The 21,639-nt window shown below is 57.0% G+C and carries 18 protein-coding genes; 11 read left to right on the top strand and 7 right to left on the bottom strand.

Features of this window, described 5'->3' with window-relative positions; translation table 11 throughout:
• Window positions 1-171: 171 nt before the first annotated feature.
• On the top strand, window positions 172-1,344 hold the full coding sequence (locus JQN66_RS17350; protein ID WP_188949339.1) for a helix-turn-helix domain-containing protein: 1,173 nt from the start codon (window positions 172-174) through the stop codon (window positions 1,342-1,344).
• Window positions 1,345-1,940: 596 nt separating this feature from the next.
• On the opposite strand, the gene JQN66_RS17345 is transcribed toward JQN66_RS17350, so the two are convergent.
• Complete coding sequence (locus tag JQN66_RS17345; protein ID WP_204675975.1) at window positions 1,941-3,293, bottom strand: integrase core domain-containing protein; 1,353 nt, start codon at window positions 3,291-3,293, stop codon at window positions 1,941-1,943.
• 466 nt (window positions 3,294-3,759) lie between these two features.
• On the bottom strand, window positions 3,760-4,554 hold the full coding sequence (locus JQN66_RS17340; RefSeq protein WP_204676110.1) for an N-carbamoylsarcosine amidohydrolase: 795 nt from the start codon (window positions 4,552-4,554) through the stop codon (window positions 3,760-3,762).
• A gap of 305 nt (window positions 4,555-4,859) precedes the next feature.
• Here JQN66_RS17340 and JQN66_RS17335 point away from each other — a divergent pair, with 305 nt between their 5' ends.
• The 7 genes from JQN66_RS17335 to JQN66_RS17305 all read left to right on the top strand — a co-directional run bounded on the left by JQN66_RS17335 (window position 4,860) and on the right by JQN66_RS17305 (window position 13,181).
• Window positions 4,860-6,236, top strand: coding sequence for an MFS transporter (locus tag JQN66_RS17335; protein ID WP_204676109.1), 1,377 nt, complete (start codon window positions 4,860-4,862; stop codon window positions 6,234-6,236).
• Window positions 6,237-6,691: 455 nt separating this feature from the next.
• A complete protein-coding gene (locus JQN66_RS17330) occupies window positions 6,692-7,498 on the top strand; it encodes an IclR family transcriptional regulator (RefSeq protein WP_239464078.1) in 807 nt (268 codons plus the stop codon).
• Between the two features lie 1,218 nt (window positions 7,499-8,716).
• A complete protein-coding gene (locus JQN66_RS17325; RefSeq protein WP_204676107.1) occupies window positions 8,717-9,898 on the top strand; it encodes a hypothetical protein in 1,182 nt (393 codons plus the stop codon).
• A gap of 28 nt (window positions 9,899-9,926) precedes the next feature.
• On the top strand, window positions 9,927-10,163 hold the full coding sequence (locus JQN66_RS17320) for a hypothetical protein (RefSeq protein WP_161447939.1): 237 nt from the start codon (window positions 9,927-9,929) through the stop codon (window positions 10,161-10,163).
• A 370-nt stretch (window positions 10,164-10,533) separates the two neighbouring features.
• Window positions 10,534-11,658, top strand: coding sequence for a tyrosine-type recombinase/integrase (locus tag JQN66_RS17315; RefSeq protein WP_239464077.1), 1,125 nt, complete (start codon window positions 10,534-10,536; stop codon window positions 11,656-11,658).
• Window positions 11,651-11,809: a helix-turn-helix domain-containing protein gene (locus tag JQN66_RS18550; protein ID WP_239464076.1), complete on the top strand. Its 159-nt coding sequence runs from the start codon at window positions 11,651-11,653 to the stop codon at window positions 11,807-11,809. Before JQN66_RS17315 ends, JQN66_RS18550 begins: the two co-directional genes overlap by 8 nt.
• A 532-nt stretch (window positions 11,810-12,341) precedes the next feature.
• Window positions 12,342-13,181 carry a hypothetical protein gene (locus JQN66_RS17305; protein WP_204676106.1) on the top strand — a complete coding sequence of 280 codons (840 nt, stop codon included), beginning with the start codon at window positions 12,342-12,344 and terminating at the stop codon, window positions 13,179-13,181.
• Here JQN66_RS17305 and JQN66_RS17300 read toward each other — a convergent pair.
• A protein-coding gene (locus tag JQN66_RS17300) for an IS5 family transposase (RefSeq protein WP_239464072.1) occupies window positions 13,109-14,018 on the bottom strand; the annotation gives its coding sequence in 2 pieces (ribosomal slippage) (window positions 13,109-13,648 and window positions 13,650-14,018; 909 coding nt in all). The genes JQN66_RS17305 and JQN66_RS17300 overlap by 73 nt on opposite strands.
• 423 nt (window positions 14,019-14,441) lie before the next feature.
• Here JQN66_RS17300 and istA point away from each other — a divergent pair.
• Together istA and istB are read left to right on the top strand one after the other, a co-directional pair.
• Window positions 14,442-15,683, top strand: coding sequence for an IS21 family transposase (istA, locus tag JQN66_RS17295; RefSeq protein ID WP_204676105.1), 1,242 nt, complete (start codon window positions 14,442-14,444; stop codon window positions 15,681-15,683).
• The gene (gene istB / locus JQN66_RS17290) at window positions 15,680-16,444 is read left to right on the top strand and encodes an IS21-like element helper ATPase IstB (RefSeq protein WP_204676104.1); all 765 of its coding nucleotides are present in this window, start codon (window positions 15,680-15,682) and stop codon (window positions 16,442-16,444) included. The genes istA and istB overlap by 4 nt, the downstream gene beginning before the upstream one ends.
• Before the next feature lie 610 nt (window positions 16,445-17,054).
• On the opposite strand, the gene JQN66_RS17285 is transcribed toward istB, so the two are convergent.
• The gene (locus JQN66_RS17285) at window positions 17,055-17,651 is read right to left on the bottom strand and encodes a hypothetical protein (protein ID WP_204676103.1); all 597 of its coding nucleotides are present in this window, start codon (window positions 17,649-17,651) and stop codon (window positions 17,055-17,057) included.
• A gap of 14 nt (window positions 17,652-17,665) precedes the next feature.
• A complete protein-coding gene (locus tag JQN66_RS17280) occupies window positions 17,666-18,298 on the bottom strand; it encodes a hypothetical protein (protein ID WP_204676102.1) in 633 nt (210 codons plus the stop codon).
• Between the two features lie 633 nt (window positions 18,299-18,931).
• On the opposite strand from JQN66_RS17280, the gene JQN66_RS17275 reads away from it, so the two are divergent.
• Complete coding sequence (locus tag JQN66_RS17275; protein WP_204676101.1) at window positions 18,932-19,447, top strand: hypothetical protein; 516 nt, start codon at window positions 18,932-18,934, stop codon at window positions 19,445-19,447.
• A gap of 321 nt (window positions 19,448-19,768) precedes the next feature.
• Here JQN66_RS17275 and JQN66_RS17270 read toward each other — a convergent pair whose 3' ends face one another.
• Both JQN66_RS17270 and JQN66_RS17265 read right to left on the bottom strand, forming a co-directional pair.
• A complete protein-coding gene (locus JQN66_RS17270; RefSeq protein ID WP_204676100.1) occupies window positions 19,769-20,602 on the bottom strand; it encodes an IS5 family transposase in 834 nt (277 codons plus the stop codon).
• Between the two features lie 177 nt (window positions 20,603-20,779).
• On the bottom strand, window positions 20,780-21,340 hold the full coding sequence (locus tag JQN66_RS17265; protein WP_204676099.1) for a hypothetical protein: 561 nt from the start codon (window positions 21,338-21,340) through the stop codon (window positions 20,780-20,782).
• Between the last annotated feature and the right edge of the window lie 299 nt (window positions 21,341-21,639).

Here is a 21,639-nt window from a genome sequence, read left to right as displayed (position 1 = left end):
AACAAATATCGTGGCATGAAACGCAGGTTCAATTCAAGAAACGTAGTTTCATGTCGGTGAGCGGGGGCAATGCAGCGCCTAACGCACCGGGGTCTCCGGGCCGCGGCGGGGGAGGTGCGGTGCGGAAATGCAAGCCTTTTCCTGCGCTTGAATGCGTGTCATCCTCTATGAATGACACCTGTTCGCCCGCCGTCCGCCCCGAGCCTCCAGGCTGCGCTTGGCGCCGGAGTGGATCCGCTGGGTTACGCCCGCCAGCTGCTGCCGCTGCACCGCAGCTGGACCGAGGGTGCGCGCATCCAGCGCGAGGTTCGCCCGGTCATCGCGCGCTCCTGGGAGCGGGCGCCGGGCCGCGGCGGGGAATCCCGCCCGTTGCCGAGCAGCGAGCTGGCAGCCCTCCGTCGGGAGAACAGCGAGCTGTCGATCCTCGGTGAGCTGCTCAGTGACCGGTTGCTGCCCATGGCGGGGCAGGCGGAAAACCAGCTGGTGATCACCGACGGCGAGGGCTACATCCTCTCGGTGCTCGGACCCCGCGCGGTGCGCAGGCAAAGCGACGGGATCGGTTTCGTGGCCGGCGCGCGCTGGCGCGAAGCGGATGTCGGAACCAACGGCATCGGCACCGCCATGGCCGAGCGGATTCCCGTGCAGGTTTTCGGTCCGGAGCACGCCCGCGAGGAGCAGCATGCCTGGGTGTGCACCTCGGCGCCGATCGTCAATCCAGCCACCGGGATGCTGGCCGCCACCGTGACGCTGGCCGGTTCATTCCGCACTGCGCATCCGCACACCCTCGCGCTCGTCTCCGCGACCGCCCGCGAGGCCGAGGGCGAGCTGCTGCGTTTGCACCAGCTGAAGCTGAACGAGCTGCGCGGCGCGGTGGACCAGCCGGCTGGGGGCTACGTGCTGGTCGACGAGCAGTACGCGGTAGCCGCCAGCCGCGGCTTCGACTGCCCTGCGCGGCTTTCGGTGATCGGCGGACTGCACGAGGGAAGCGTCTGGGTACGCGGCCTGGGCGCCATGCGCGCCGCGCCGGTGCCCGGCGGGTGGATGCTGCGCCCCGTCGCGGAGCAAACCGTGCTGGAACTGTGTCCCGGCCCGCTGCCGCGCGCGGTGATCTGGGTGGGATCCGAGCGCACCGAGGTGCCGCTGAACTCTAGGCACTGGCGGATCTTGCAGCTGCTGGCCCGCCGCGAGCAAGGCGTGGACGCGGCCGGGCTGCGCGAACTCTGGTCCGAGCCAGTTACTCCAGTGACGGTGCGCGCGGAGGTTTCTCGGCTGCGGGCCAAGCTCGGCGGGATCATCGCCGCGCGCCCCTACCGGCTGACCGTGCCGGTGGTCTTCTCGGAATGACTGGAACCGAGCCTGCGCTTGCTGACCATGATTGCGATGTGGCTGCTGATCGCTGCGAGCGCTGTCGTAGGCGGTGTCCTGTTCTAAAGCGTTTATCGTGAGCGGCGCCGGAGGTTTTCTTGAGTCAACGTGGGTAATTGACGTGTAGCTACGGTCCCATCGCGGTTACCGCGAACACTCGCAGAATCGTACGTGCTTTTTCGGTCCTGACCGGAGCGGTCCTGTTGCAGGACGCAATGCCCATGGCTGAGGAAAGTCGAAGTTGAGCTGGCAAAGCGCTATGTGCGCATGGTAAACAGGAAGCCTCATTGCTCAGCGTTCGCGCAATGCGCTGCGAGGTCGCTTAGATGGAGGTGGTCCATGGGCCAGCGGCCAATGGCGGTGAGGCGGATCTTGTGCATGGGGCGAGTGAAATCAAGAATCATGTATTGCAGTGGCGTTACATTGCTAGTGTCGTTCTCTTCGATTACCTCGATGACGTCCCGTCTAGTTTCCTTAGTGGCCCTTTAAAAAAGTGTTGTGATGTCTCGACACATGGGTAACAGTTCTGTATCACCACATCGGTAACACTTGATGTATCGAGACATCGGTAACAGTCACTCCACGTCAGGCATGTTCTGGAACTTCGCCTTCGCGTGCTGCAGGCTCAAATACGTCACCCCCTCGGGGAAGGGGAAACCGTATTTCGCGATCAGCTCGCCATCCATCGAGACCACCATCAACTCCGCCTGCTTCCAGAGGACCTCCACCTTCGTTGAGCGCAGCAGCTTGCCCAGATAGAGCTGGACGCCGGCCACCCGCAAGCACCGGTTCTTGTTCACCCTCATCAGCTGGCTACCGGCAGGTTCCATGCGCTCGGCCCGTAGCGTGGCGCTGAGCTTCACTGGTTCCGGGCTCGCCGCCGCGTCCTTGCCCGCGTCCGGGCCCGCGCCCTCCGGCAGGGCGGCGAAGGCAGCTGCTGCACTGGTGGGGGCAGGTGTGGTGCTCAGCTTCACCCACTCACCCGGCGCCAACGGCTCGGCCACCGCAGTGGCATCCCACGCCTCCTGCGGCGTGCACCGGTCCTCCAAGGACTGATGCCCGCGTTGGGTGTTGTACGCCTGGTCAAAGACATCGATCTGCGCTTGCAGCTCGGCCAGATTCTTGGCGAATGGCTGCTTCTTCAGCCACGTGAACAAGGTCGAATGGAACCGCTCGTTCTTCCCCTGCGTCGTGGGCTTGAACGGTTTACCGGTGATCGTGGCAACGCCCAGACTGTTGGCGTAGGCGACCAGCTCACTGGTCATGCCCCGACGAATCGGATTCAGCGCATCCCCGTTGTCGCTGAGCAACCGCTGCGGCATACCGCGGGCGGCGACGCCCGCCCGGAAGACCTTCACCGCGTCCGCGCCGTTCTCCGTCTTGGCGACCAAGGACGCCACGGCCAGGCGGGAGTGGTCGTCAATAAGCTGGAAGATCACGCATTTGCGTCCGCCTTCCAACACATACTCGGTGGCGTCCAACTGCCAGCAGGCGTTGGGCATCGGATAGCGGAACGACCGAAACGAGGACCGGGGGCGTTTCTGCGGGGCCGGGGTGATCAGACCGCGCTCGCGGAAGATCCTAGCCAACACGGCGACCGACGGGGCTTGCATGCCGAGCTTGAGCATCTTGTCGTGCACGCTGATCGGCCCGTGATCCCACCCGGAATCCTCCAAGGTCTTACGCATGGCCACGGCCTGATCCTTGAGTGTTTCACTAGTGGTATTCGGTGAGGATTTCGGCCGGCGGGAGCGCGGTTCCAACGCGGCGGCTTGCCCTTCGGTGCGGGCCCGTTTCAGGATGTGGTAGAAGGTTTTGCGGCTGATGTCGTGTTCGGTGCAGAACGCGGTGACAGCGCCTCTGGGTGCGTCCTCTGGCCATCGGGCGATGGCAAGGCGTATTGTCGGGTCGACTGGATCATTTTTCACGAATACCAGTCCACCAGCCCGCCCCTTTGGCCTTGTGCCGCGGGGCGGGCTGTGTGGTTTTGCCGGGGTTAAAGATCCGGGTGAAGTGTTACCACTTTAATCGTGGAAGTGTCACCGATGTCCTGATACAGAACTGTCACCGAAGTCCCGATAGAAAACACCTTTAAAAAAGTGTCTCGCAACCAATGGCGCAGACATGATTTTACGTCATTGGTTGCGACACATAGTTGCGAGAATTTTGGACCATTGAGTTTCCGCGGATTTTTCACCGGGGGAGTGGTATCCGTTGAGACGTCTTGCAACTCTTCGCTTACAAGACGTCCCCATGTTCTCTTCCACTTGCTGTGAATGAAGTTTCTGCCTGTAATTTTCGGTTCGTTCTATTCCAACGTGCAACAGTCCGACACCGCTTGCGGGTGTCGGACCGTTAATTGCATGCTCTGCGATTTTTGAACGCTGCTTGGGGTTAGTGCTGGTCAGCGAAAACCGGATCGGCCGGAGCTTCGACCTCTGGCTGAGGATCGGACAAGGTCTTCGGGACGGTGTCCTCAAAGCGCGGCAGGGCGTTCAGGTACTGCACTACCGAGTCCGTGGACTCCACGTCGCCGAACTTGTTGTCGATGTCGTAGAGGTTCCACTGCACAACACCTGGCACGCGATCCCCGATGGTTTCGCGTGGAATGATCGGGCGGAACCCCTTGGCGATTGCGTCCTCGACGGTGTGGCGCACGCAGCCAGCCGCGGTTGCGCCGGTCACGATGAGGGTGTCGATGCGATTAGAGGTCAGGAAGAGCTCCAGGTTCGTGCCGGGGAAGGCAGAGGCCCGGTTCTTCTCGAGCACGACTTCGCCTTCCGCGGGGGCAATGCGGTCATCGATCTGAGCCCAGTAGGAGTCTGCCGGCAATGTTTCAGTGGGGATCTTCGAGTACCACAGGCCCATGTCGTTGGTGCCGGAGCTGGCGTCGCGGTTGCGGTACACGTTGGTGGTGTAGAAGACCGGGACTCCCTTGGCGCGTGCGGCTTCGTTGATTCGCTGAACGTTCGGGATGATCGTTTCCATTCCAGGACAGCTGAACGGATGCCCGGGCCGGGTCCAAGCGTTGGCGAGGTCGATGTGGATGACGGCTGGGCGGTTGCCGTAGCCGATCCGGCGCTTGAAGCCGCGCTCGTTGTAGATGCTCGTTCCGGCTTCGAAGGCTTCCTCCAGCACTGCTGCCAGGCGGGCTTCGATGTCGTTGAAGGTTCCTGATGCTTCAGTCATGATCTCTCCCTGTTCAATGGTTTCTTCCCTAGCAACATCGTTGCTGTATTCGATACAGTAATGCAGATCACCGGAAAAGACTAGCCTCTGAAGGAGTGAATTTTCACCGCTTCGACGAACTGGTAGATGAAAGCTGCATTTGCGACCAGGGGGCAAGGAAAAGCCTTGACTTGTTGCTAAGTAAAGAATTAGGTTGTTGCTTGCACAACAGTGATCCAGCTCACCGTGTTTGTATTGACCTATTAGCAGTTTGGGCTGAAACGGAGAGCATCAAAGGTACGGACGATCCCTCGAATGGAGACAAAATGGAACGCGACCTTGCTGACAATGCACTAGAAAAGGTGAGTCCGGAGCGCCTCAGAAGGGTGGTAAGTGCATCTTTCGCCGGAACTGTGGTGGAGTGGTTTGATTTTGCCATCTATGGCTATATGGCAACGCACATTGCTGAAACCTTTTTCTCCTCCACGGATCCTGTCATTGGTTTGCTTGAAACATTCGCCGTATTCGCGGTGGCATTCTGCCTTCGGCCACTGGGCGGCATTTTCTTTGGACACCTAGGCGATCGGTTAGGGCGCAAAAAGATTCTGGTACTGACCGTCCTGCTCATGTCCGGCTCCACGGCCGCAATCGGGCTTATACCGAGTCACGAGACTCTAGGCTTATGGTCCGCCATACTTTTGGTGCTGGCCCGGTGTTTGCAGGGATTCTCCGCAGGTGGCGAATACGCAGGCGCAACGATCTATGTTGTCGAGCACAGCCCGGATACACGTCGAGCTCGCTATTCATCGGCTATGTCAGCCGCGACGTTCTCCTCATTCGCCCTTGCTGCGGGGCTTGGAGCATTATTGAGCTTCATTTTGCCCGCTGCAGCCATGGGTGATTGGGGCTGGCGCGTGCTATTCATGCTATCGGTGCCCATGGGGCTAATCGCCTTCTATATTCGTTCCAAGCTTCACGAGTCACCAGAGTTCCAAGCGATGCTCGATAATTCGGCCTCGCGTCCCGTTCCATCGCTAACAGAAGTTTTCCGCACGCAGTGGGGCGCAATGCTACGGCTGGGAGGGTTCGTTATGCTGACGGCCCTCTCGTTCTACATCTACTCAACCTACATGTCGACATTCCTCATCAAGGTAGTCGGCCTACCTCAACACCTGGCCCTTTTTTCCAGCTTGATATCCCTGACCTTGGCGACAGCATTTACCCCGATCATGGGCCGCATTTCGGACCGCATCGGACGTAAGATCACAATGCAGATTGCTGCTGGACTTCTCGCGACACTAACGATTCCCGCATACATCATCGCCGAACAAGGAACCTTCGGAAGCGCTATCGCAAGCCAGCTACTGATCGGCCTTGGTACCGTGGCAGCCAACGTTGTGACTTCGGTTCTGATGTCCGAAATGTTCGCAACAGATGTACGCTTCTCGGCATCCGGTGCCTGCTACAACATTACTTACGCTCTATTCGGTGGTACGGCGCCCTTCGTGGCAACGTGGCTCGTCGCCGCTACTGGGCAGTCGCTCTCCCCAGCGATCTACGTCGCCGCTATAGCAGTCGTGTCATTCCTCGTGGCAACATTCTTCATTCCAGAGACTGCTGGACGCCCTCTACGCCGATACCATGACGACGTGGCCACTTCTGCACAATCGAAAAGCGAACCGACAAAACGGACAGTTTCATGACTTCGTGAGTACTTGACCAGCAGTAATCATTCCCAGAATGAAAAACAAGTTGGACCGAAGCGACCGTTGCAACTCCCTGATTTTCAGGATGTGCAACGGTCGTTCCGGCTTTAACCGGAAGCCTAGACTCATCCTGTCCAGGACTTTTCCAGGAGCCTTGAGAGACATTCCATTTTAAACATCGGGCGCCCCCGGGTTACCGATGGCAGCTGGTGGCTTACCAATAGATGCCATGCCACATGAACTTCTTTGCAGAGCCATGTGCGAGCAAGTATCCACCGCATGGGCTTGAGAGGGAATATAGTTGCTAAATAAGCAACAACAGGCAAGATAAGGGTGATTTCCTTCGTCGACGCAAAAAGATAATCGGCAACGGTTGATCGACCTTGACGATCTACATCTCAGATTGCCGATGATTATTGATGAAGCGGCGTTGGTCCGCAGAGAGGGATGCTGTGGAAAAGGCACAAAAAACTTCGGAGAACACCCAGGGTGTGGCCGCATCGCTTCTCAATGGCTTAGCGGTGCTGGAAGCGTTCTCGATTGACCGTCCTGTCCTGGGTGTCACAGAGATCGCGAACCGAGTAAATCTGCATAAGAGCACCGTTTCCCGGATACTCAACGGGTTAACTGAAACTGGCTATATCCAGCGTGATGAAGAGTCTGGGCGTTTCCGCCTTGGGCTAGGTTTGCTCATGCTCTCGGGTCCGTTATTAGCAGATCTGGACGTTCGGCGTGCTGCTCTCCCTTATCTTGAGAACTTGACCGCAGAAGTTCATGAAACATCTGCGATTTCGGTGTGGAACGGGAAGGAAGTGATCGTGGTTGAACAAGTGGCTAGTCCTCACCAAGTCAAGCACACCGCCGCCATCGGCACTCGCTACGCTCGATATGAGAGTTCATCGGTTCGCATTCTGCTCGCCGAACTTCCAAAGACCGAAGTATCGCAGCTTCTGAAAGCAGAACATATTACGACCGATCAGGACAGCAAGGCGCCGCAACCGGTCGACACTCACCTCCAGCAGTTGCGCAAGGACGGTTACGCGGTCAATGATGGGTACACCACGGATGAAGAATATGGCGTGTCAGCTCCAGTACGGGACTATCGAGGCGTCGCGGTAGGATGCATCACAGTCAGCGCGCCTCGGTCACGCGTATACAAGCTGAACAGCCGAAAAACTCTCGCCGAGGCTGCAATACGCGCGGCCGAGCAAGTCTCCGCGCGGCTTGGTGCGCCGACTTCCGGCACGCTAGATGCGTAAGGTCGTCGCCTACAAAAACAGAGTTAACCGAGCATCTGCGACGCGCATGTCCTAGAAGATCCAAACTGAGCAGATCCTTCCTGTCATATCGCGTCAGAAGCACAGGCCTCAGTGATAAACCTCAAGTCAAAATCGGAATTGAATCAATGAGCTGGGTTGCCCGAAAGTGCATTATGTGCAGTAGAAGCAAATAAAGTCTTTTCAGCTTTACATAAGATAGGTTATCGGCGCGAAACTTACGGGAATAGAAGCAGCTGCGAGAACTCCCGTCCATCAGCGAATCCACCGTATCTGTATGTCAGGCTGACTTTGTCTGCTTCGCCGCTCATGGGATCGGCGGCTACTCTTGCCTCTCGAGCTCTTGCGGGCGTAGTTTTCCTGCATCTAATGCATGTTTCCATGGTTTAGGGGCGTCGTGAGTGATGTCGTTCCTGGCTTCGTCCTGCGGATGCTGGTGGATCCGGACATTGGGCTATTCCGGGCAGACGAACGAGTGTTCACTGCAATGCTGGATGTGTGGCAGGCACAGATGCTGGCCCGCGGGCTCCCCACATAAGCAGAACCATGCGAACAAAATGGTCGGTGAGATAAGAGACCAAAAGACCCCCGGAACAAGAATCCGGGGGTCAATAGCTTCAGACCAGTTTCCATGAGGTCGAAAAGTACCAACCCCAAGCAAGCCGGCGGCGCCACCTTGGTTCGCCGATTATTTTCCGTTCTGGCTCTTTCTGAAGTGTCCGTCGATCTTTATTCCGTTTCGGGTGTGCTCACGAACCCACACTTCTACGTCGGTGGTTTCGGCATTCGGCTCCTGCTCTCGGCCCAGCTCTTTAGCTCTCTGCCGATTTGTAGATTCGGAAGCGTTGCTGAGAGCGTCCAGAGCTTCTTCTTCGACTCCGCATTCGACAGCGATGTGCCTCCAGCTGGCGGAAGCGCTTTGCATCACCCCCTTTTGCATGGATAAAAAGCCATTTCATACCCTATTTTGATTTATCCATTGCAACCCACCAAACGAAGTGATATAAATCCTATAGGTCCGTGTCGGACCGCTAGAACTGACGAAAAATGCTTCCTCCGCTGTTTTGAGAAGAGCCCAAAAATTGTCCCTTCCCGAAAGTAGCCATGCCCACATTGCAAAGGCGGCGACGAAACTCTTTCATAGGGTTTGCAGTGGCCATACCTGTAGTAGTCTCTTCAATCGGTCTCAGTGCCCCAGCCATGGCCGATAACACTGACATTTCAACCCAACCGTCCGTGGATATTGCTCAACAGATCAACCCTGAGGAGCATGACAAGGCCGTTTCGAACCATGAAACCGGAGAGGCAAGCTCCATCGCCGCTCTCATCGATGCCGTCGCACCACATGACGCATCCGCATCGGAACTTACAATTGATTACAACCCATGGGCCGAATTCGACCTAAACGAAAGCAAAGGGAACGCTGCCTCCGGAGACGCAGGAATTGAGTTCATCGGAGAAACTGAACCTGTCGAGATTGTAGACAACCTAGCTATCAGCACCAACAAATCAGAAGATCTCGACCTCGTGCAACGTCCAACGGCACAAGGGGAGCAATTCCTCACTGTTCTAGGATCTGAAAAGGCTCCAACACAATTGAGCTATGAACTGGATTTACCCAAAGGGTCCGAACTTAAGCAGCTAGACGATGGATCGATCGAGATCTCCGCTCCGACCAACGTTGAGGTAGATCTCCCTGGTGAAGACCAAAGGATTGAAGCTGCCGTTGCCGAAGTGTTTGGTACGAAAATAACCTCGCTAGATGACCTCGATAACATCACCGATGAACAATTCGATGAACTCGCATCCATCCCAGATGTTGAAACGAAAACAATCACACAGATGCAGCCACTGGCAACGATTGAAGCCCCTTGGGCAGTAGACGGCGCCGGCAATGCGGTAAATACCAGTTACACCCTGGACGGCAATACTTTGACGCAAACCGTGGAAGTCGGAGCTGACACAGTGTTTCCCGTGGTTGCCGATCCAAGTTGGACGTGGTGGGCAGAAAAAGGTGCGAAATGCGTTGGCAGCCTCGTAACTCTGGGAGCCTTCGGATACGCCAAAATCTCTCTGGGCATAGCCAAACTTGTAACCAAAATGAGCAAAGCATCCAAAACAAGCAGCCTTGGGAAAGCTTATGCCGCATGGAACAAGCTCGGAACATCAAATAAGGCCAAATTCAACGAGTTGATTGCACGGGCAAAAAACTTCGCTCAAGACGTCGTCAAGAAGGGCGCGTCCTCGGCCTTTGCGAAGCACAGGAAGCAGAGCACCAAATCCGCAGCTATGCTGGTTCTCTTGAGAGAAGGCGGCCTCGTGGTGGCCAGTGTCTTCGGTGTAAAATCCTGCTTTGAAGTCGTAAGGGAAGTCTGGAAATAGTGAACAACTACATCGAAGGTTACGTATCATGAACCTCATCATCACCTGGGCTATGTCCTTGTTGCTTTTTTTCATCGTTTTCTACACCGCGCGGAAACTCCAGCCGGTCCAGGCCGCGGACCAAACAACTGGCGCAAAAGCACCGTTAAGTAAACGAATTTCTGGATTCATCGCCACGTTCGATTATCTCAGCTGGGCTCTACTAATAGCCGCGGTTTGCTTCCTGATTGCTGCCATAGCGCAGACCATCGGAACGTTTAGCTAAATATTTCCATTGGGACGTCTGGAGAACTTTCCAAGCGTCCCAATTGTGTGCCGGTACTTATTGGAAGCATTTAAGCGACCGCACAGACGACTCGTCCAAGGGGTTTGACGTCCCTCCGTGTCTCCTTTTTCGATGCGCCTAAAGGTCTGCTCTGAGATGTTTGCTCTGACTGCTGCTGCCGTTTGGAAACTTACGGGAATAGAAGTAGCTGCGAGAACTCCCGTCCATCAGTGAATCCACCGTATCTGTATGTCAGGCGGACTTTGTATGCTTCGTCGCTCATAGGGCCGGCGGCTGCTCTTGCCTTTGGCGCTCTTGCGGGCGTAGGCTTCCTGCATCTAATGCATGTTTCCATGGTTTAGGGGTCGTCGTGAGTGATGTCGTTCCTGGTTTCGTCCCGCGGATGCTGGTGGATCCGGACATTGGGCTGTTCCGGGCAGACGAACGGGTGTTCACTGCCATGCTGGATGGGTGGCAGGCACAGATGCTGGCCCGCGGGCTCACCACTCAGACCATCAAACAGCGCTACCAGCTTCTGGAACGGTTCCAACGGTTTACGGGTGAGTTCCCATGGCAATGGCGTCCTGCTGACATTGATGAGTTTCTGGCTGATCTGCGTTCAGGTGAGAAACCGATCAGCTTGAGAACGTTGCGTTCGTACAGCAATGCCGTGGCGATGTTCTGCGCTTTCCTGACGCATCCGGGCTATGGCTGGGGCGAGTTCTGCGAACGGAGTTTCGGTGACATCCCGAGTCAGATCTGCTTCGAGTGGAACATGCCCCGGCACACGACCGATGATGCCGTGCCTGCCCGAAAGCGCTCATTCACCAAAGCGGAACTTCAACGACTGTTCGATTACCTGGACGATCTGGTGGACCAAGAATATGCCGCCGGCAGCAAGCGCTGGCTCCCCCTGTTCCGAGACTCGGTGGCGTTCAAAGTCTGTTACGCCTACGGGCTTCGCCGGCGTGAATTGACCATGCTGGACCTGGAAGACTTCACTCCGAACCCCCATGTTAGTGAGTACAGCCGCTTCGGGGCAGTCCAGGTGCGGTTCGCCAAAGGTACCGCAGGCTCAGGACCCAGGCGGCGCACGGTTCTCACTGTGCCAGAGTTCGACTGGGTCGTAGATCAGCTCAAAGCCTGGATATCAGGCGGCATGCGGCAACAGTTCCCGACCGCAGAACGGTCCTCGGCTCTTTGGCCCAGTGAACGTGGCGCCCGCATGTCTTTGGGCTCCTTTGGAGACGCGTTTGCGGCGGCACGGGATGCCGTCGGGTTGCCCCCGGAGCTGGGTCTGCATTGCCTCAGGCATTCCTACGTGACCCACCTGATCGAAGCCGGCTACGACGCCGCCTTCGTGCAAACACAGGTCGGACACGCCTATGCTTCAACAACCGGGCTCTACACCTCGGTATCGTCGGACTTCAAGCAGAAAGCCGTGCAACGGATGATTGCGCACCGCATCGCGAACTTGGAGGATCCCAATGCCTGAACAACGCCGGATTGGCTACCGCTGGAACTTGCGTGCACTGATGGCAAAGCAGAACCTGTGGAAGACCACCGAACTGATGCCACTTCTGAAGTCCCGTGGCATCAATCTCTCCGAGAGTCAGGTGTATCGCCTGGTCACGTCCACGCCGTAACGTATCCCTGCCAAGACGTTCGCGGCGCTGTGTGACATTCTGGACTGCACGCCCAACGACCTATTCGAACCTTTCCTCGAGATGCGTGCTGCGGCGACAGCCAACGCCCCGAAACGGAGCGAAGACCTCGGTATCCAACCAGGAAACCCGATTGCCCAACGCGTCCGTCTCATAGCTCCTGAGGACGATGAGTAGGCCCCGCCAGCCAGAGGACCCGATCCGCTGGCCGTTCCCCTGCAGCCGATGCGGCCAGTACTATCAAACCGTCGCACGCTGGCCCGACGGCGGAGTCTGTACCTACTGTTATCAGCAGGCGAAACGCACCCGAGGAATCTGCGCCTGCGGCCACGAAGGCGTCCTGCCCGGCATCATCGATGAGCAGCCGGCATGCCGCACCTGTTCAGGAGTCCGGCTCAACGTTGACTGCCAGAGCTGCGGAGCCGAAGACGAACTCCACAGCGGCGGACGCTGCTGGAGCTGCACGCTCAGCGACGTCGTCGACAACCTACTGACGGACCCAGCCACGGGATCCATGGCTACGGAATTGATCGCGCTGGCAGTAGCACTGAAGACGATGAAACGGGCTAATAGCGGCCTGACTTGGATCCGCCAAAAGCACGTCACGGAGTTCCTTCGAAACCTCGCAACAACGCCCCGTATCACCCATGAGTCCCTCGACAAACTGTCCGATTCCCCCACCCGCGAATACGTTCGAGGCCTCCTCGTCGAACACGGGGCGCTCTCCCGCCGCGACGAACTGAAAATCCGCTACGAGAGTTGGGCAACCCAAGCCGTTGACCGTATCGACGGCACCACGAACCGAGACATCGTCCGACGGTATATTCGCTGGAACCACCAGCGACGTATGAACCAGATGGACGAAATCACCAGGGGCACTTTCCTCCGCGCGAAACAGGAAGTCACCGTTGCCATCGAGTTTCTGAACTGGCTCACTGAGCACGGCATCAAGCTACCCGAACTAGAGCAGTCCCATCTTGACGTCTGGCAAGCCGAAGGCCCGACCACCCGTCGCGTCGCAGAAAGATTCCTGAAGTGGGCCATCAAGACCAAAGTTGCCCCACCCGGGCTCGCGATCGTTCCGCACCGTCGCGGCACCAGCCCCAGACTCGCCAAAGCAGGACAAGACCAAGCGCTCCAGCAGATCATCCACACCAACGAAATAGACACCCGTGACCGGGCCGCAGCGATCCTCATCCTCGTCTTCGGACAGCAGGCCGAAAATATCGCACACCTGACCTGGGAGGACGTGACGATCACAGGCGAGCTAGGGCGTGTCTCTTATATCCGTAGCCAGACCAGAATCGCTGCCAACACCACTCCCGCACGATACGTGACCGCAAGCTTGTCATAACGAGTCGCAAGCCCCCGCCACTGCTTCATCAATCCAAACGCCCGCTCGACCACGTTGCGATCTTTATACTTCTCAGCATCGAACCCCGGCGGGCGCCCACCCGCGCGACCCCTACGCTTCCTGGCAGCGATCTCGTTAGATTTCTCCGGAATCACAGCAGTGATGCCCCGCTTACGCAGGTACGTGCGGTTCACTCGTGACGTGTAACCACGATCAGCAAGCAGCGACTCGGGGCGCGTCCGCGCGTTCCCCGACCCGGTTCTTGGCACTCGAATATCGCCGATTACTTCCTGGAGCATCGCGCCGTCGTGACGTTGCCCACCCGTGACCACAATCGATAATGGGCGGCCATGCCCATCGACCGCGAAATGCACCTTCGTGCTCAACCCTCCGCGCGATCTCCCTATCCCATGACCTTCCGGTTCAACCTCGCATAACGGCAGATTCTTGTAATTCGATAGAGCCCCCTGTGTCCTGGTCCGGACGCGGAAGGTTCGTGCCGTGCTGGTGAGCACGGCTGATCGTCGCGTCAATCGACACGTTCCAGTCAATATCACCTACGGCATCGGCCTCGGCGAGGATGTGCGCGAATACGCGGTCCCAGGTGCCGTCGGTTGCGTAGCGGCGATGCCGCTTCCAGACGGTCTGCCAAGGGCCATACCGGTCAGGGAGATCACGCCACGGGATTCCGGTCCGGTAACGGTAGATGATGCCTTCTACGACGCGGCGGTTGTCACTGAAGGGACGGCCTTTACGGCCTTCGTTCGATGGCAGGAGTGGTTCGACTCGTTCCCATTGCGCATTCGTGAACTGCGTAAATCTAGACCTTTGTGCCACGACTCAATCATGGCGCGTGCACACAACTAGATTTAGGAGACACGCCCTAGTCACCATTCAACTCGCAAACGTCCAAATCGCCCTGCCGGATCCCTTGGCCCAGCCATGGCGGGAACTCGCCACAAAGCCAGGCCATGATCTGACCGCCTCGCACCCCAACACCAACTGGGTATTCCGAGGAAGTTTTCCCGGCCGTCATATCAACCCGGGACACCTCACAGGTCGTCTTAGAAAAGTTTTCAGCATCCGCGCCGCACGGCTAGGAACACTCCACGAACTCACCAAGCTGGCACCAGTGGCCATCATCGCTGAAGCCCTCGGATACTCCCCGGCCACCATCTGTCAACGCTAACTGAATACTGACCCTTGAACGACTTTTGAAAATTGACCCCACCCGGTCCATTCAACAGTCATTCTGAGGGAGTGATCAATGTGGAACAGTGGGCAGAGATCCGTCGACTGCATCGAGCAGAAGGCGTGCCAATCAAAGAGATCTCGCGGCGCCTTGGCATCGCACGCAATACCGTACGCTCAGCCTTGGCAGCCACCGAGCCGCCGAAATACCAGCGGGCGGCGCGTGGTTCCATCGCCGATGATTTTGAACCGGAGATCCGCAAGCTGCTGCGCGAATACCCGCGCATGCCGGCAACCGTCATCGCCGAACGGATCGGATGGACGAATTCGATCTCCACCCTGAAGAACCGGGTCGCACTGATCCGACCGGAATACACCAGCGTGGACCCCGCGGACCGGTTGGTCCACGAACCAGGTCAGGCGGCGCAAATGGACCTTTGGTTCCCCGAGCCGCGTATTCCCGTCGGGTTCGGGCAGTCGATGATGCTGCCGGTGTTGGTGATGACGCTGTCCTATTCCAGGGTGCTCGACGCGCTGATGCTGCCCAGCCGGCAGGGCCCTGACCTGACTGCGGGAATGTGGAGCTTGATCAACAAGGCCGGCGCGGTTCCCAAAACACTGATCTGGGACCGTGAGTCAGCCATCGGCGGCAAGGGAAAAGTCACCGAAATCGCCGCGGCGTTTGCCGGGACGCTGGCGACCAGGATCCTCCTGGCCCCGCCGCGGGATCCTGAGTTCAAGGGGCAAACAGAACGCAACAACCAGTTCTTTGAAACCTCCTTCCTCCCGGGAAGGAAGTTCAACTCCCCGCAGGATTTCAACCAGCAGCTGTCCGGGTGGCTGCCGAAAGCCAATGCGCGCACGGTCCGCTCAATCCAGGGCCGCCCCCTGGACAGGCTCCCGACGGACCTGGCCGCGATGACGGCCCTGCCGCCGCTGCCTCCGGCCACCGGGTTTACCCATCGGGTGCGGCTGAGCAGGGACTACTACGTGAGGCTGGACCGCAATGACTACTCGGTGGACCCTTCGATGATTGGCCGGCTTGTTGATTTCACCCTCACCATGGATCGGGTCATCGGGGTCTGCGATCAGCAGGTGGTGGCTGATCATCCGCGGTGCTGGGCCAAGCACCAGGTCATTACCGACCCGGACCATGTGCAGGTCGCTGCAACGCTGCGTTCGGCGTTCAACAAGATCCGCCGTACTACCACCAGCCACGTGAACGAACCGGTGGTTGAGTCACGCGAACTATCCGACTACGACAAAATCTTCGGCCTGGACGGCCAGGACTTTCTAGGAGAGCCGCAATGAGTTCTTTGGAAGCAACGATTGAGCATTTGGCCAGGGCCATCAAGATGCCCACGATCCGCAGGACGTGGAAGCAGCTGGCCGATCAAGCGCGCGATGAGGGATGGTCTCATGAGGAGTATCTGGCCGCGGTGCTCCAGCGTCAGGTCGCGGATCGGGAGGCCAGCGGCACCGCGTTGCGGATTGCCGGGGCGCATTTTCCCTCGATGAAGACGGTGGAGGATTTCAACTGTGATTTCCAGCCCTCGCTACGTCGTGATGTGCTGGCGCATCTGGCCACGACCACGTTCGTCCCGAAGGCCGAGAACGTGATTCTGCTCGGGCCTCCCGGGGTGGGGAAAACCCATCTGGGCATCGCGCTGGGGGTCAAAGCCTGCCAGCAGGGGTACCCGACGCTTTTTGAGACAGCTGCGGGCTGGGTGCAACGGCTGGCCGCAGCGCATCAGGCAGGGAAATTGAACGATGAGCTGCGGCGCCTGAAGCGGTACAAGTTGCTGATCATCGACGAGGTGGGTTACCTGCCGTTTGATGCGGAGGCCGCGAATTTGCTGTTTCAGCTGATTGCTCATCGCTATGAGCAGGGGTCGGTGCTGGTGACCTCGAATATGCCTTTTGGCCGGTGGGGTGAGGTCTTTGGTGATGATGTTGTTGCCTCGGCGATGATTGATCGTTTGGTTCATCATGCGGAGGTGTTGTCGTTGTCTGGTGATTCGTACCGGGTGAAGAACCGTCGGGATCTGCTGAGCAACGCTGAGCAGGCATAGAAGAAATTGGGTGGGGAGGGGTCAATTTTCGATTGGCGGTAGGGGGTCAATTTTCAGCTAGCGTTGACACCATCGAACGCCACGCAGTGGACTCAGCCGCAGCCTACGCCCGTTACATTGAAGCACGCCGAACCTGACGAACAACGTTCCCAAACGGCCCGGAAAACCGCCTATTCCCGGTTCACGAATAACCGCGCATGCCAGTTGAAATCAGCTTAGGGGAGTACGTCCCAAAGCAGATTAAAACGCACAAAAGGTCATGTCAGTGGTGGTATTTTGTCTGCAGAATCGTTATGGCTCGGTCGTCCGCGATATACACCAGTCAGTTGACGTCATCGATGCGTCGCGACCAGGCGTTGGGCAATAGAAACTGCCCATTGATTTCATAACCATCCAACATCTCACCGCAGTGTCCCGATGGCGGGCATAGGAACGAGAAGCCACCAGCACCAAATAGGCGGGGTTCTTTGCGATCTATTACCAAATGCTCATGCATAACTTTTGCATGGCTCTCTGACATGGGACAGTACTCCATAGCAGTCCGCCCAAAAGTGACCAGTGCCAAAGCGGCACTGGTCCCCTCACCCATTTCACTTTCAACTGGGGAGATTTACGATTTCTCGCAGTACTTCCCGTATGCGTTGCGCGCGACGTCTGGCGCTTTCGAATCCAGCTTCAAGTTGCAATCAATAAGGCCCAAATCGGAGTCAGTCCAAGTAGAGAAACTCAGCTTGTACCAATTTCCCTGATCATTTTGGCATTCAACGCTAAAGCTATAAGTCAAGGGCGTAGCAGCGTAATACCCCAGAAAACCAGGAGACTGCTCAGAGGTCTCCATCATGGATTCAAGCCCCTCGACGTACGGAAAAGGCTGCGCAACCACAGTGTCGGGCGAGACCTCATTGACAGCATCAATCACTTCCTCGGTATTGTCCCAACTTGGATCTGGATCCCATTCAAGCGCTGAAGTTGCCTTCAAGTCGAGCAATGTCCTGCTTAGCCCCTGGTCATAGAAGCTATCGATGCGAATAAACTCGGCGGCGGCTCTCTTCTCTCCGTCACTGACGACGTAAGGTCGATCGCACGACGAAGCTGAAGGCGAATTTAATGTAGGCGCTTCGGGCACCCCACTCGTTCCTGCGCTAGTGCACGAAGCGAGTCCCAAGGTTAAGCAAGACAAAGTAACTACAACGGCGATTCGATTCATCGAGCCCACCTAACTTAGCAATAACGCGATTTGGCCAGGGCAGCAAGCGATCCCTTCGGCTGCGATAGGTCACACTGGACGGTTGCAGTCTCCCGAATTGCGTGAGACTTGCCGGTTCCGCTGGCCTTAACCACGAGCCCAGCATTGCCAGATGCGCAATAGTTCTTCTTCCACTTGCCTGTGACCTCTGTGTTTCCAGCCGTCACCACAACGTACTTTCTTGGCTTAATTGTCGCATCGATTGAGAGCGTGCTGCTGCTCGTCTTAGAGCCCGAAGCTGCCAAGTCCAATCGGCTGCTACCTTCAAGCTTGGCCAGAACAGTATTAAAGCTGGCCGACCCACCGGTCGAATAAGTCAAACCGGCAGTTAGCGTTGACTGCTTGGCAGAGGAGTATGATGCCTTGGAATTGCTGCTCGTACCGTTGTAATGCTTGCTAGCATGGGTCACCTTTTTGATCTTAGTGACGTTGTTTACCGTGTAATAGGTGCCCGAAAAACCACCGTAGCTAATAGCGGCAGGAGTGGCTACTCCGCCACCTAGATATGACTCACCGTCAGCCGCATACGCAGGCGTCGCTACCAAAGCTGTCAAAGCCAACCCAATGGCGGTAACTATAGCTGCAATTCGCCGTTTGCCGTTTTTCAAAGATTCCTCCGTGAGGTGAAGTTGATGAGCCTTCAAGTCATCACTGAGTTGGGAATCCTACTACCGGCTACCACTTTTGAGACCTGAATTACAGAGAGTTTATTTCATCAAGTGATGAAAATTGAACGGATATCGGCGAAATCCATTTTCGTTACTAATTCGTTGCAAAGAAATCATGAAGTGGCGGGGGAAATGTTAGTTGAACCCTGAAGACTGATCGCCTCCTACGACTCGTCTCTGCGTCTCCCTCCCCGCCTAAACATGGTCTCCGTGTGGCGCCAGGACTGTGGAGCTCCCCCACCAATGGCCCAGGTCCACTTCAACCTGCTTCCAGCGATCAAAGACTTCATCATCGGTTGGAGTCCAGCGAGCACCTTTCAACGAAGCAGAAGATTCTTTAGCGCCCGTCATCGATCGCCAAATCTCTATTCAGTGCCTATGGCATGCAAAACTGGGTGTTGTTAACCAATTCTCCAGACGGGCGAATGTTTTGTGGCCGGATTGTGTCTTGTCCCCGCCCCTGAACTTGGCTCAAAGAACCTCAGGGCGCGATAAATTAGGACGGGTTGGCACATGAACTGCGCCGTCGGCGCGTTGCGAGCTTGCATTAGAGCATGAGTGAATGAGCGGTGAGTGAAGCTAGGACGCGATAAAGTTCAAGCGTGGCTGGATGAGGTCTCTCCAGGCACCAGTGCCGTGCGCCTCGCCGCCCTCGCGGATCTGCCCCGCCTGCGAGTCAAGCAGCATCTCGCTCGAGGCAATATCGCTCCGGCGACGATCGCGGCGATCTCCCGGGGCCTCGGCCTTGACCCGTTGACGCAGCTGGCCTGCTTTAATGCCTTCGCAGACCTTACACCAGCTTCCCCCTCGGACGGGAAAAGGCCCGGGTTCATTTCCTCACCTGGTCTGTTTCGTGCGTGCGCGCAACGCCTGGAGAACCAACCGATGGCCGAGGCCCGGTTAGGCACCGGGGGCTATGATCTGGCAGCGTTGTATTGGTTCAACCTCGCCAACGACGGAGCCTTGCGCACTCGGATTGCTGATGATCTGGGAGTGAAAGGGAGCGTTCGGCTTGGTAACCGGAAGCTGCTGGTCAATCTAGATCTGAAAACTTTGGCGAGTAGAGCAGATCTAGATTCGGCTTCTTAGAAAAGGTCGCGCACTGCGCGGCCTTTTCCGTTTAAGGCTTATCGATAGGCAACTGGTCCTTTTCGAGTTCAGCAGGAACCCACTTTGGGATTCCTCTACTATCAAGTTCGACCGTTTTCATCATAAGGTCAAAAACGCGGAACTGGTATACCCAGATTTCTCGGCAAGCTCAGCAAAACGATCTTTGCTTGCCTTCTCGACCTTCCACCCAATGGAGGTGGGTTCGTGGAGTGTTCCACGCGGCTGGCGTTTGATAGTCATACAAACGCTCTAAGGTTATCGGTAATCTTAGAATCCGCACCAATAGGGAACAACTGGTTCTTAAGGCTTTCGATTAGGCCTCGCATCCCACCGATGGGTCACCCATGCTTCTCCGATCAGCCGGCGGATCACGATGACACTGTTCGCGAGGCTGATCAACGCGTCAATGACCCGGACCTTACGCTCGGTGCAGATCGCCAACTTCTTGAACCCTCGGTTGTGCCACGCATTAGTTCGTTCCACCACCCAGCGCACTCCGGCCTGAAGGGGTTCGCCCTTGGTGCTGATCTCCCAACCGCAACCCAGCTCGGTAAGCAGCTCCCGCGTCTTGCGGCTGTCATAGCCAGCATCCAGATGGACCGTGATCTGTTCGGGCAGTCGGTAACCGAAACGGGCAAGACGTTCTAGGGTAGGACGCAGCAGCGGGGAGTCATGCCGGTTCGCTCCGGCAATGACACAACCGACAGGGATCCCTTTCCCGTCGGTCATCAGCGAGCGCTTGGTGCCTTGCTTGCCGCGGTCTACCGGGGATTTCCCGGCGGCTTCGCCGCCGCACGGTGCTTTGACCAGGCAGCCGTCAATGACGAGGTTCTCCAGGTCCAACCCGATGATCCGGCCGGAGGGCTCCAGGCAGATCTGCTCCAGTTCGCGGAAGATCCCTGAGCTGATCCATTCGTCGCGGCGGCGTCGGATGGTGGTGGCCGAGCAGGTGGTGTCACTGATTTTCTCGTAGGCGGCGCCCAGGACGAGGACGTGGATGAGCTTGTCGAAGATGATCCGATCGCTGATCCTTGGTTTGTGGCAGCCCAGCGGGTGGGTGCGTGGCCGTTCGGGGATCAGTGCCTCGAATTGGCGCCAGAGGGGCTCGATGATGGAAGATGGTAGGGCAGGCACGTGACCTTCTTGTGTAAACGGTTCTAGACAAACCTTGTTTAACACTGTCCGTGCCTGCTTCACTGCTTAATGACGTGCCTGACGTGGTTAATTACGCTGGCATTAATACTTACTGGGGATGTGCCGTCCCTATTGGCGCAATCTCTTAATTGAATAGCGACACATGAAAATTTTTCTTTACCCCTCGGGCTCCTGCTCATTAACGCTCGAAACCACGTATGGAACCACTGTTCCGTTTTCATCAAACGAAACCGCGAGGTGCCGGTGCAAGGCGGATATCCGGAGAAGGCCCGGCTCCTTTCTGAAACTATCGAGTAGGTTACCTTTGGTGTCGACTAAATGCAGTGCTATCAGCCGGACAAGGTATTCCATAACCTTGCTGGCAAGTACAATCACTTCTGGTTCTGGATACTGTCCGTTGTTATAGCGCTTCGTTGCGTTATATGTTTTAGCAAGTCCGCGAGCAAGACCTACGCAGTTCGGGGCAATATCACCCCAATATATGTTTACGACTGCCAAGCAACGATAAAAATACGTTGAGGTCGATGGACCTGGCTTTTTACCAGGCTTGTAAGTTCTGGGCTTGCCCAGTGGGGTGCCTTTCTCTGCCACGTCGCCAGTTTTCACCAACAGCGAGTGGTCCTGCGCTTCGTGGAATTCAAAGACCAAATACGGAGCTTCGGTCATCTGGCCGAAGATGTAGTTGCCGTAGGAGTCATAAAGCTGATCTGGGTGCATAGTTCCATGCGCGCCATCAAGAGCTGCTTGGGGGCAGGCCGTGGATCGCCTCAGGTGTCCACAGCAGCACACCGACAATGCCGAGGGCGAGTACGCCTGCCGATGATCCGCAGTACTTCGACAGTGGCTGTCTGGTTTTCTGAACTTCAGAGGGTCGAGTGAATTTGGCATCCAAGAGGCTCAATGGTTGAGGATGCCGATGATCCCAAAAGGAAGCACCTCAACTCGGCTGCAACCTTTTGCAACCCTTTCAAATTGTGACCCACATCATATTCTGGATTCCACGCGGCACAGAAATC

Source organism: Glutamicibacter protophormiae (assembly GCF_016894325.1).
GTDB classification, from domain to species: domain Bacteria; phylum Actinomycetota; class Actinomycetes; order Actinomycetales; family Micrococcaceae; genus Glutamicibacter; species Glutamicibacter protophormiae.
The sequence above is the reverse complement of the archived record's forward strand: the minus strand, read 5'-3'. Positions and strand labels throughout refer to the sequence as shown.

Bases quoted from the DNA above. Each gene is read 5' to 3' on its own strand.
- JQN66_RS17335 (WP_204676109.1), top strand. From the start codon at position 4,860: ATGGAACGCGACCTTGCTGACAATGCACTAGAAAAGGTGAGTCCGGAG.
- JQN66_RS17350 (WP_188949339.1), top strand. From the start codon at position 172: ATGACACCTGTTCGCCCGCCGTCCGCCCCGAGCCTCCAGGCTGCGCTT.
- JQN66_RS17320 (WP_161447939.1), top strand. From the start codon at position 9,927: ATGAACCTCATCATCACCTGGGCTATGTCCTTGTTGCTTTTTTTCATC.
- istB (WP_204676104.1), top strand. From the start codon at position 15,680: ATGAGTTCTTTGGAAGCAACGATTGAGCATTTGGCCAGGGCCATCAAG.
- JQN66_RS18550 (WP_239464076.1), top strand. From the start codon at position 11,651: ATGCCTGAACAACGCCGGATTGGCTACCGCTGGAACTTGCGTGCACTG.
- JQN66_RS17340 (WP_204676110.1), bottom strand. From the start codon at position 4,554: ATGACTGAAGCATCAGGAACCTTCAACGACATCGAAGCCCGCCTGGCA.
- JQN66_RS17285 (WP_204676103.1), bottom strand. From the start codon at position 17,651: ATGAATCGAATCGCCGTTGTAGTTACTTTGTCTTGCTTAACCTTGGGA.
- JQN66_RS17305 (WP_204676106.1), top strand. From the start codon at position 12,342: ATGGCTACGGAATTGATCGCGCTGGCAGTAGCACTGAAGACGATGAAA.
- JQN66_RS17265 (WP_204676099.1), bottom strand. From the start codon at position 21,340: ATGCACCCAGATCAGCTTTATGACTCCTACGGCAACTACATCTTCGGC.
- JQN66_RS17325 (WP_204676107.1), top strand. From the start codon at position 8,717: ATGGCCGATAACACTGACATTTCAACCCAACCGTCCGTGGATATTGCT.